The following is a 9640-nucleotide window of genomic DNA, read 5'->3' as shown; positions in this document are numbered from 1 at the left end:
GATCCATCGGTTCGGAAAGTTTGGAGTATTGCGCAGCCGTTGGCGGCTCTGCCGCCTTACGGATGCGGCATGCCCCTCGCGGGCACACAAAGTACGCCTGCACTTCCCAAACCTTGGCTCGACCAAAAATCTCTCGGCGAATGCTCTCGATCAATTGTGCGGCGCAGCCCGAAAGAACATAATAATGACCCGCATAAAGCTAGGCGAGAAGACCGTATTTGACCTTGATGCGGTCGAGCTTTTCGAGCATCGGCTCACCGAACAGCCACAGGAAGCAGACCGTCGCCGCGGCGTGGACGCAGTCCACCGGGAAGCCGGAGAGCAGATAGGCCCCGATCGTGGCCCAGCTCACCGGGCTCTGCCACAGCAGGGCGGACGAGACGTTCATCAGCACGCCGTAGATCAGAAGGGCAGACAGCGCGCCGTAGATGCACAGGCTCACGCGGCCGCGCCGCAGCAGCCCGCGGCGGTACAGCACGCCCGCCAGAAAACCGCACAGGCCCATGGCGAACATCTGCCACGGCGTCCACGGCCCCTGCCCGTACATGACGTTCGACAGCAGCATGGCAAGCGCCCCCGTAAGGAAGCCCGCCTCGCCGCCGAGGGCCACGCCGCTGACGATGACAAGGGCCAGCACCGGCTTGAACTGCGGCAGGGCGGAGAACGCCGCGCGCCCGGCCACGCACAGGGCCGAGAGCACGGCCAGCAGCACGAGCTCTCGCGCCGTCGGGCCGCGCCGCTCGAACAGCAGGGCGAACGGCAGCATGACCTCCAGCAGCACGAGCAGCGAGATGAACAGATATTTCCGGTCGCCCAGCAGATACACGCCGCAGAGGATCGTCGCGGGAACAGCCAGTGCGATCACGCCGAGCGAGACCCACGTCCGCTTGGTCAAATGCCTGCGCGGGCCTGCCTCCGAGGCGCGGCCCGTCCTGCGCGAGACGAGCAGCATCGCGCCGACGAGAAGGACCGCCAGCCCCACGCACAGCGCGCCCTGCGGCACGGCAGCCAGAAACGGGATCGAGATTTTGTGCGTCAGCTGCAGGAACAGCGTGACGACGCAGCCGAGCAGCCCGAGCGCGCCGAGGCTGCGCCAGTGCGGCAGCGGCTTGGCCTCCGGCGGGTGCAGCAGGTCCTTCGGCGGGGCTGCGGGCGGCTCACGCCGCTCCGGGGGCGGGGTCTCCGTGCCGCCGCAGGCGGCGATCAGCTCCTCGCACGTCACGGCCTGCGGCAGCAGGCGGCGGGCCATGCGGTTCGCGGCCGTCGTATAGAAGTGGTTCCCGGCGAAGAAGTCCGTCGGGCCGCCCTCGGCCGCGATGGAGCCGTCAAACATCAGAAGGCAGCGGTCGGCATACTGCGCGCAGAATTCAACGTCGTGGCTGACCATGACGACCGTCGCGCCCTGCTCCAGCAGACCGTTCAGGATCGCGGCCAGCTCGCGCTTGACCTGCGCGTCCATGCCCTTTGTCGGCTCGTCGAGCAGCAGAAGCTCCGGCCCGGCCAGCAGCAGCTTGGCCAGCGCGGCGCGCTGCTGTTCGCCGCCGGAAAGATCGTAGGGATGCCGGTCCAGCAGGCCCTCCAGACGGCAGAAGCAGGCCATTTCCTGCATGCGCCGCGCCTGCTCCGCCTCCGGCAGGGAGGCGAGCTGCTCCCGCAGCTCATCACGGACCGTGGCGCGGTCAAAGAGCATCTGCGGGTCCTGCGGCAGAAGGCCGATGCGCTCGGTCCGGCAGAAGCGCTTGCCGCGCAGCGGGCGGCGCAGACCGGCCAGCAGGCTCAGCGTCGTCGTCTTGCCGCTGCCGTTGCCGCCGAGCAGGGCAGTCAGCTGGCCGCGGGCAAAGCTGCAGCTCAGGTCCTGCAGCACGTCCTCGCCGTCCTTTTCATAGCGGAACCAGACGTCCTTCAGGCCGAGCAGCTCCTCTCCGGCGGGGCGGAGCCTGCGCGGCGGAACGTCTGCCAGCGGGTGCGCGGCGGCGTAGCCCGCCAGCCACTGCCGCCCCTCCGTCACGGTCACGGGGCACTTGTCCGCACCGACGGAGCCGCTGACGCGTACCGGCGTCGGCATGGAGAAATAAACGGGGCTTTTTGCCGCGCGCAGGGCGCGGCTGACCTCCTGCGGCGTGCCGTGGGCCAGAACGGTCTGCTCCAGCGCCAGCACGCGGTCGCACAGCGGCAGGGCTTCCTCCAGCCGGTGCTCGCTCAGGATGACCGTTGTGCCGAGCTCGCGGCGGATGCGCGCCACGGCGTTCAGAAAATCGGCGGCCGCAATGGGGTCGAGCTGGGATGTCGGCTCGTCGAGCAGCAGTACGCGCGGCTGCAGCGCCATGACGGAGGCCAGATTCAGAAGCTGCTTCTGCCCGCCGGACAGGGCCTCCACCGGGCGGGAGAACCACTCCTCAATGCCGAAAAAGCTCGCCATCTCCGCCACGCGGCGGCGGATGACCGGCGTGGAAAAGCCAAGGCTCTCCATGCCGAAGGCCAGCTCGTGCCACACACGGTCCGTGACGATCTGGTCGTCCGGCTTCTGCAGCACAAAGCCGATCTCGGCGGCCTGCCGCCGTGCATCGAGAGCGGAAAGCGGCTCGCCGAAGAAGGAGATCTCGCCCGTAAAGCTGCCGTGCGGCGTCAGCGCGGGCTTCAGCGCGCGCAGCAGCGTCGATTTGCCGCCGCCGGACGGGCCAATAAGCGTGAGGAACTCGCCCTCCTCCACGGAAAACGAGACGTCCTGCAGGGCAGAGACCGTCTCCTGCGGATAGGTAAAGCTCAGGTGCGAGACCGTGATGCCCGCCATTGGATCGCCTCCTTTGCGTCAAAGATCAGGGGAAATGCGGCCAGCAGCGTGAAGGCTGCCGTCCAGACCGCGGCCTGTACACCGGCCGCGCCGCCGGGCGCGGGGTAGTACCACCATTTCAGCCCGCCGGTCAGGCTCCCGGCCAGAACGATCCCGCCCAGCGTGGCCAGCACGCCGAGACAGATGCCGTCCCGCAGGGTAAAGCGGAACAGGGAAAACGCCGTTCGCTTCGGCAGACCGTAGCCGCGGCTCTTCATGGAGTCCGCCGTGTCGAGGGCATTTTCCAGTGCCCAGGTGACCACGATGGACACGACGCGACCGGCGCGGCGGATGCCCGCCAGCCAGCCGCGCTCCGCGGGCCGGGCCAGCTTCTGCGCCTGTGCGACCTCGCGCGTGCGCCGCAGCAGGCGCGGCACGAAGCGCAGGCCCATGGACAGCGTCAGGGACAGCGACGGCAGGATCCTGCCGAACAGATAGACAAATTTATCGGACGTCATCACGGCGTTCCACCCCATGAACCAGAGCACGGCCGTGCCGAGCCGCACGGCGGCGGAGATGCCGTAGAGCACGGATTCCAGCGTGCAGGCGTTTCCGGAAGGGAAACGGAACAGGACGGTCACGCCCTGATGGGATACGAGCGGATTGACGACCGCCGCCAGCAGCATCAGCGGCAGCAGCATGGCCATCCGGCGGCCGAAGCCCCGACCGGTGCAGCGCAGGGCGAACAGCGCCGCGCACACCAGCCCCGCAAGCTGCACGGCCGGATGGGATAGAAACATGGCAAACGCAAGCACCAGCACGAAGAACGTCAGGTCCACCAGCGGATGCAGGCGCGCAAAGCCGGAGCGCACTGGCTCTCACCTCACAAAAAACACTTTGATAAGTTTACCACAAAACAGGTCGGAAGTAAACTCATTTCGTGGCAGCGCGTGTCGCGGCGGCATAGAATGCAGCGGGAAAGGAGGAATTTTCTTGGCTCGTGTCATTTATAAGTTCGGCGGCACGTCCGTCGGCGACACACGGCGGCTGTACCGCGCGGCACGGCGCATCGCCGCGGCCCACCGCGCCGGGGACGAGGTCGTCGCCGTGCTCTCGGCGCAGGCAGGCGCAACGGATGCCCTGCTTGCACGCGGGCGGGAGATCGACCCGGACTGCGCCGGGCGGGAGGCGGACAGCCTGCTGTCCACGGGCGAGCAGGTCTCCGTCAGCCTGTGCGCGCTGGCGCTGGCGCGTCTCGGCGTCCCGGCTGTGAGCCTGTGCGGCTGGCAGATGGGCCTGCAGACGGACGGCAGCCACGGCAGCGCCCGGGTGCTGGGCCTGCGCGGCGACCGCATCGAGCGGGAGCTGCGGGCCGGGCGCGTCGTGCTGGCAGCGGGCTTTCAGGGCGTGGACGCCGCCGGGGATATCACGACGCTCGGCCGCGGCGGCTCCGATACGACGGCGGTCGCGCTGGCGGCCTTCCTGCACGCCGATCTCTGCCGCATTTATACGGATGTCGACGGTGTCTATGACCGCGACCCGCGCCTGCATCCCGACGCCGTGAAATACGGCCGCATCTCCTATGATGATATGCTTCTGCTGGCCCGCGGCGGAGCGCGCGTGCTGCATGACCGCTGCGTGGAGCTGGCGCGCCGGGAGCACGTCGTGCTGGAGGTCTGCTCTGCGTTCTCAGACGCGCCTGGGACGATCGTCGGATAAAAAACGGGCTTGCTGCGAACACCGCAGCAAGCCCCAAATGGTTCGTTAATAACCCGTTATTTATTCTCCCTGCGCGGGGACAAACAGCGACTCTGCCAGCTCCTGCAGCGCTTCGGGCGGTACCGTGCCGTCCGTCTCAAGGCTGTAGGCAAGTCCCGGCGCGATATCGATCCAGATGAGCTTGCAGCCCGCATTGCCGGGATCGTCCGAAAGCTCGGCCCGGCACCAGCGGATGGTCGTCTCCACCGTGTGCGGATAGACGCGCTCTGAGCCGGAGAGGTCTACCAGACGTTCCGGGTCCTCCGAGTCACCCGTGCCGACGTGCCAGCGGTAGGAAATGCCGTCCAGCGTGAACGCCGTCTCCGCCACGGTCTGCCCGTCGATCTCCAGAACGCTGTAGGTCACGTTCTCCGCATCCTCCGGGGCGACGACGACATCGTAGCCCAGTGTTTTCAGAATGCCGCAGGCGCTATGCAGCACGCTCTGCGCCGAATCCTCGGCACCGAGCGCCCACTGTGTTCCCGTGCTTCCGGCATACCAGCCAACCCAGCTCTCCTCACCGTCCGTGCGCAGGTCCATGGCAAGACCGGCGTCGCTCCAGGACAGCTCCTGCGTCCAGTTTGCCGATGAACCGGTCAGATCGGCGGCGGAGTCCGTCTTCAGGGAGCGCGCCGTATATCTGATCCCGCTGCTCACATAGCATACCTGCGCCATGGGAATGTCGGAATCCGTCGGGACCAGAGAATAGACCACGTCCTGCGAATCCGCCGGGACGGCCAGCGTATAGCCGAGGTCCATGATCGCCTTTGCATCGGTTGTGACGGAGGAGGGTACAGCTGCCTCCGTTGCGCTCGTGCCGGACTGCTTCTGCGTGCCGTCCGGCTGCACATCCTGCCGGGCCGGAGCGCGCAGCAGCGGCACGGCAGCCAGCGCGGCGGCGATGCACAGGCAGGCCGCGGCCGCAAGCGGGATCCAGACGTGCCTGCGGCGGCGCACCGGCTGCATGGCCTCCTCGAGCAGATCGTCGTCCACGGCGTGCATCAGGCGGAAAAACCGATCATCCTGCTTCATAGAAATACTCCTTCCTCTTCAAGCCTCCTGCGGAGCCGTGCGCGGGTGCGGAACAGCGAGCTGCGGATGCGCCCGGAGCTTGCGCCGCAGGCCTCGGCGATCTCGGCGATGCTCTCGCCGTACCAGTAGCGCCGCAGGAAAAACCGCCGGGCATCCTCTGGCTGTGCGCGCAGAAAATCATTGAGTGTGCGCTGCAGCTCCTGCACCATGGCGGCCTCCTCCGGGCCGTCCTTTGCCAGCGGCAGGCAGGCCTCCAGCTCCTCATAGGCCTCCGTCAGCGCGGTCTCGCGCTTCTGCGAGTGATGATAGGCATAGCGGTCGAGCGCCAGGTTGCGCGTGATGCGCACAAGATAGGCCTCGAGCGAGCGCGGCTTTTCCGGCGGGATGGCGTTCCATGCGCGCATGCAGGTGTCGTTTACGCACTCCTCCACGTCGCGCTCATCCTTCAGGATGCCGCGCGCAACGGAGCGGCAGAGCCTGCCGTATTTTTCCTCCACCGCGCTGATGGCGTATTCTACCCGGTGGTAGAACAGCTGCAAAATCTCGTCGTCGCCCATAGGTCTCGTGCCTCCTGCCGCGCCTCTGCGGCTGCAGAAGCATTCTGTTTATGCAGACGGAAAATCTGCGGGATGGTTTCGTTGGGAATAGGGAGTTAACCCGATTTTTTTCACACATTGTATCGAAATCCGGCAGCTGCGTCCATGCTGTTTTCTGCAGAAAAAGAAAAAGAAACCGTCTGCCGCTGACAGACGGTTCAGGCTGTAACGCGTATCATGCAGGAAAAACGCCACAATCCCCGTTCATACCTGCAGCTTGCCGCAGCAGAAAGGCCTTTGAAAAGGATTCCTGCAACAGGCTGCAAGAATCCTTTGCAGTCCGGCAGCCATCTGTTTTACGTTCTTTTTATGCTACCCTGCTGCGGCCAGCATATTTTCGATCAGGATGCCGTAGCCCGCCGCCGGCTCATTGACCAGAACATGCGTGACCGCGCCGACGAGCCGCCCGTCCTGCAGGATGGGGCTGCCGCTCATGCCCTGCACGATGCCGCCGGTCTGTGCCAGCAGCGCGTCGTCCGTAACGGCCAGCCGGAGATTGCGCCCCTGCGGCTCATCCGGCTCGACGGAGACGATCTGCACGGCATATTCGCGCGTCTCCGTGCCGGAAACGTTGGAGAGGATCGTCGCGCTGCCGGTGTGGACCTGCGCGGCGGCGGCCGTGGGCAGCGGGGAAGCGTCCTGCGGCGGCGCCATGGTGCCGAAAATGCCGCGCTCCGTGTTGCTGCGGATCGTTCCGCATGGGCTGCGCCCCGTCACAGCCCCGTGCAGCGCGCCGGGCGTTCCGACCTCGCCGCGCGTGACCGATGTGACGGCGGCGGGCAGGGCAAGGCCGCTGCGCAGCGGGAGCAGGGCGCTGCTGTCGCAGACACCGTGGCCGAGCGCGCCGAACGTGCCGTTCTCCGGGTCATAATAGGTGACGGTGCCGATGCCGGTGATGCTGTCACGGACAAACACGCCCAGCCGCCAGCCGTCCGCGGTTCTCTGGGGCTGCACGGCCGTTTCGGCTGCCTTGCCGCCGCGCTCATAGCGGATGGTCAGCGCCTGCCCGCCCGAGGCGGAGACGGCTGCCGTGACCTGCCGGACTGTGCTGACCCGCTCGCCGTCAATGGCGCGGATGACGTCACCGCGGCGTAGGCCCGCCTCCCGCGCGCAGGGGTTGTCCTGCGCCAGCTCCACGATGGAAACGCCGTCCGTCTGCAGCTGCAGGCCGATGGCCTGCCCGCCGGGGATGAGCCTATCCGGCAGCGCCGCCAGCGCCGTGCCCGCCAGAAGCACGAGCGCCAGCAGGACGGCTGCCAATTGCTTGAAAATTCGATTCATTATTTCGTCCTCCCGCGTTTTTCTCGCTGTTAATATGGCGCGGAAATCGAAGAAACGGCTTAGAAAATCCCGGCGGAATTCCCTTGTTAAAAAATGCGACCGGCCGCGCTGCAGGACTCTGCAGACACGGCCGGACCGTTTTTATCCTGTGCGGATAGAAATTTCAAAATGTTAAAGCCGCCGGATATCCTGCCCGACGAACTGGATCAGGCGATAGGTGCCGAGCAGGCGCGAGGCGATCTGCGGGGAATAGCGCACGGACAGCTGCTCCGGCGTCAGATTCGTGGAGATGATCGTCGGGCGCGATTCCATCAGGCGGGTGTTTACCACATGGTACAGGGCGGAGCAGACGAACTGCGTCGTCATTTCCGTGCCAAGGTCGTCGATGATGAGCAGGTCGCACTGCAGGTAGCGCTGGGAAAGCCCGCGGTTTTCCTCCTGCGACATGCCAAATTTTTCCGCTTCAAAATCGGAAAACAGGTGAATGGCCGTGTCGTATACGACGCTGTAGCCGCGGTCGGCCACCGTGCGCGCGATGCAGGCGGACAGGAACGTCTTGCCGAGGCCCGTTGCGCCGGAGAACAGCATGTTCCCGGACTGCATCGTGAAATTCTGCGCATACTTCCGGCAGTGGTTGAAATTCCGCTGCATGAGGGCACGGGGACTGGTGCGCACGCTCTCGGAATACTCGGCGGGATAGAGGTCGAGCCGGAAATTTTCAAACGTTTCCCGCCCGCTGCCGAGCAGGCTCGTCAGCTCCTTTTTCTGCTCCTGCCGGCACAGCTCGCGCAGGCACGAGCACATCTGCGCGCCGACATAGCCGCGCCCGCCGCACTTGGCGCACACGGGCGTGTCGTCCAGATAGCCGTCGTCAAAATCCCCGGCCTCGAGGATCCAGCTCCGCTCCCGCTGGAGCGCGAGATTCTTTTCCCGGACGGCGGCGACGGCCTGCGACGGGTCCTCGCCGCGCTGCAGGGCCGCGGCCATCAGCTCGGCCATGGTGCGGCGCAGCTCGTTGTCGATCTCGGCCAGACGGGGATAGCGGGCATAGGCGTCCGCTCTGTGGGCGGCGTTCTCCTGCTCGCGCTCCGCCTTGGCCTGCTCCAGCCGTGCGCGGGCGCGATGGAGCACCTGTTCGCTGTATGCCATCTCAATCGTCCTCCTCTGCCAGCATGCGGGCCACGGCCTCCTGCGCCAGTGGGCTCAGCGCGGCGTCATGCTGCTGATAGGCGCTGGCGCGGCGCTGCTCCGGCTTGCGCGGGGCGTCCCCGGCGAGAATTTCCTCCGGCGTGTGCAGGTTCTGCTCGTGCCAGCTTGTCAGAATGGAATTCATGTACGCCCATTTGAGTGCCCCGGTGTTCAGACAGGTGCGCTCATAGGCCATGCGGATCGTGTCGTCGCGGAAGCCCATCCGGATCCACGAGACCAGATATTTCTCCTCCGCGGGAGTCAGGCGGCGCTGGTCGATCTGCAGCAGCTGGCGCAGCTGCTGCACACGGGTGTGGAGCCGCAGCTGCTGCTGCACGTAGAACGAGGCAGTCTCCAGCGTGTCGATGCCCTCATCCGCCCAGCGGTAGGCCTCTTTTTCAATGGCGCGCATGGACGGCGCGCGCGAATCGCGGCGGCGGCTGCGCTCCAGACAGTAATAGAGCAGCACGCCCACGACCTCCGTCGGCAGGCGGAGATAATCGATGAGCGAGAGCAGGATCTTCAGCTCCTCCGTGGAGAGCGTGCGGCCGAGACGGCGCTGCGCCTCGCCGACGAGATTGCGGAAGCGGCCGTCGCCCGCCTGCTGCTCGCGCTTCAGGTCCTCTTCGGTGTACTGCGGGCGCTCCGGCGTGGGATGCACCGGGCGCTCCTCCTGCCACAGGCCCAGCTGGCGCAGCGTGTCCGTCGCGCCGACCATGCGCGGGACGGTGAAGTGCAGGGCAGCCAGCGCCGTTTCGCGCGGCAGTTCTGCCTTGCGGTATAAAAATAAAACTGCGGCATCCGGATTGCCGCAGGAGGTGAGCTTGCGGACCTCTTCTTCGGTTAGGGTGATTCCCGGCATGGTGCTTCATACTCCGTACAACAAAAATTTCGAGATGATTATACCACAGTTCCGGGAAAGCGGCAAGCCAGACTGCCAAAAAACCTGCCAAGCCAAAAGTTTCGGAGGGAAGAAAAGTGTGAAAGGAAACCGTCAGGGTGTCCTTTCGCGTTC

The 9640-nt window shown here is 65.9% G+C and carries 8 protein-coding genes; 1 reads left to right on the top strand and 7 read right to left on the bottom strand.

The genetic code is table 11. The features are described 5' to 3' along the window. Nucleotides 1–199: 199 nt before the first annotated feature. Together WMO66_RS01695 and WMO66_RS01690 are read right to left on the bottom strand one after the other, a co-directional pair. Nucleotides 200–2791 carry an ATP-binding cassette domain-containing protein gene (locus WMO66_RS01695; protein WP_349134682.1) on the bottom strand — a complete coding sequence of 864 codons (2592 nt, stop codon included), beginning with the start codon at nucleotides 2789–2791 and terminating at the stop codon, nucleotides 200–202. Next, nucleotides 2764–3642, bottom strand: a complete 879-nt coding sequence (locus WMO66_RS01690) for an energy-coupling factor transporter transmembrane component T (protein WP_349134681.1) — start codon at nucleotides 3640–3642, stop codon at nucleotides 2764–2766. Before WMO66_RS01690 ends, WMO66_RS01695 begins: the two co-directional genes overlap by 28 nt. A 121-nt stretch (nucleotides 3643–3763) precedes the next feature. Between WMO66_RS01690 and WMO66_RS01685 the strand changes: the two genes are divergently transcribed. Further along, a complete protein-coding gene (locus WMO66_RS01685; protein ID WP_349134680.1) occupies nucleotides 3764–4489 on the top strand; it encodes an amino acid kinase family protein in 726 nt (241 codons plus the stop codon). 60 nt (nucleotides 4490–4549) lie between these two features. On the opposite strand, the gene WMO66_RS01680 is transcribed toward WMO66_RS01685, so the two are convergent. The 5 genes from WMO66_RS01680 to WMO66_RS01660 form a co-directional block, all read right to left on the bottom strand. Then, on the bottom strand, nucleotides 4550–5560 hold the full coding sequence (locus WMO66_RS01680; protein ID WP_349134679.1) for a hypothetical protein: 1011 nt from the start codon (nucleotides 5558–5560) through the stop codon (nucleotides 4550–4552). Next, on the bottom strand, nucleotides 5557–6117 hold the full coding sequence (locus WMO66_RS01675) for a sigma-70 family RNA polymerase sigma factor (RefSeq protein ID WP_349134678.1): 561 nt from the start codon (nucleotides 6115–6117) through the stop codon (nucleotides 5557–5559). Before WMO66_RS01675 ends, WMO66_RS01680 begins: the two co-directional genes overlap by 4 nt. A gap of 351 nt (nucleotides 6118–6468) precedes the next feature. Next, nucleotides 6469–7437 carry a SpoIVB peptidase S55 domain-containing protein gene (locus WMO66_RS01670; protein WP_349134677.1) on the bottom strand — a complete coding sequence of 323 codons (969 nt, stop codon included), beginning with the start codon at nucleotides 7435–7437 and terminating at the stop codon, nucleotides 6469–6471. Between the two features lie 171 nt (nucleotides 7438–7608). Next, nucleotides 7609–8586: an ATP-binding protein gene (locus WMO66_RS01665; protein ID WP_349134676.1), complete on the bottom strand. Its 978-nt coding sequence runs from the start codon at nucleotides 8584–8586 to the stop codon at nucleotides 7609–7611. A gap of 1 nt (nucleotide 8587) precedes the next feature. Then, the gene (locus WMO66_RS01660) at nucleotides 8588–9487 is read right to left on the bottom strand and encodes a DnaD domain protein (RefSeq protein WP_349134675.1); all 900 of its coding nucleotides are present in this window, start codon (nucleotides 9485–9487) and stop codon (nucleotides 8588–8590) included. Nucleotides 9488–9640 lie beyond the last annotated feature (153 nt).

Origin of the sequence: Faecousia intestinalis, from assembly GCF_040096185.1 — a bacterium.
In the GTDB taxonomy this organism is placed as follows: Bacteria; Bacillota; Clostridia; order Oscillospirales; family Oscillospiraceae; genus JAZOXB01.
The sequence above is the reverse complement of the archived record's forward strand: the minus strand, read 5'-3'. Positions and strand labels throughout refer to the sequence as shown.

Excerpts from the sequence above, each read along its gene's own strand:
- WMO66_RS01670 (WP_349134677.1), bottom strand. The coding sequence starts at position 7,437 with ATGAATCGAATTTTCAAGCAATTGGCAGCCGTCCTGCTGGCGCTCGTG.
- WMO66_RS01665 (WP_349134676.1), bottom strand. The coding sequence starts at position 8,586 with ATGGCATACAGCGAACAGGTGCTCCATCGCGCCCGCGCACGGCTGGAG.
- WMO66_RS01660 (WP_349134675.1), bottom strand. The coding sequence starts at position 9,487 with ATGCCGGGAATCACCCTAACCGAAGAAGAGGTCCGCAAGCTCACCTCC.
- WMO66_RS01680 (WP_349134679.1), bottom strand. The coding sequence starts at position 5,560 with ATGAAGCAGGATGATCGGTTTTTCCGCCTGATGCACGCCGTGGACGAC.
- WMO66_RS01695 (WP_349134682.1), bottom strand. The coding sequence starts at position 2,791 with ATGGCGGGCATCACGGTCTCGCACCTGAGCTTTACCTATCCGCAGGAG.
- WMO66_RS01675 (WP_349134678.1), bottom strand. The coding sequence starts at position 6,117 with ATGGGCGACGACGAGATTTTGCAGCTGTTCTACCACCGGGTAGAATAC.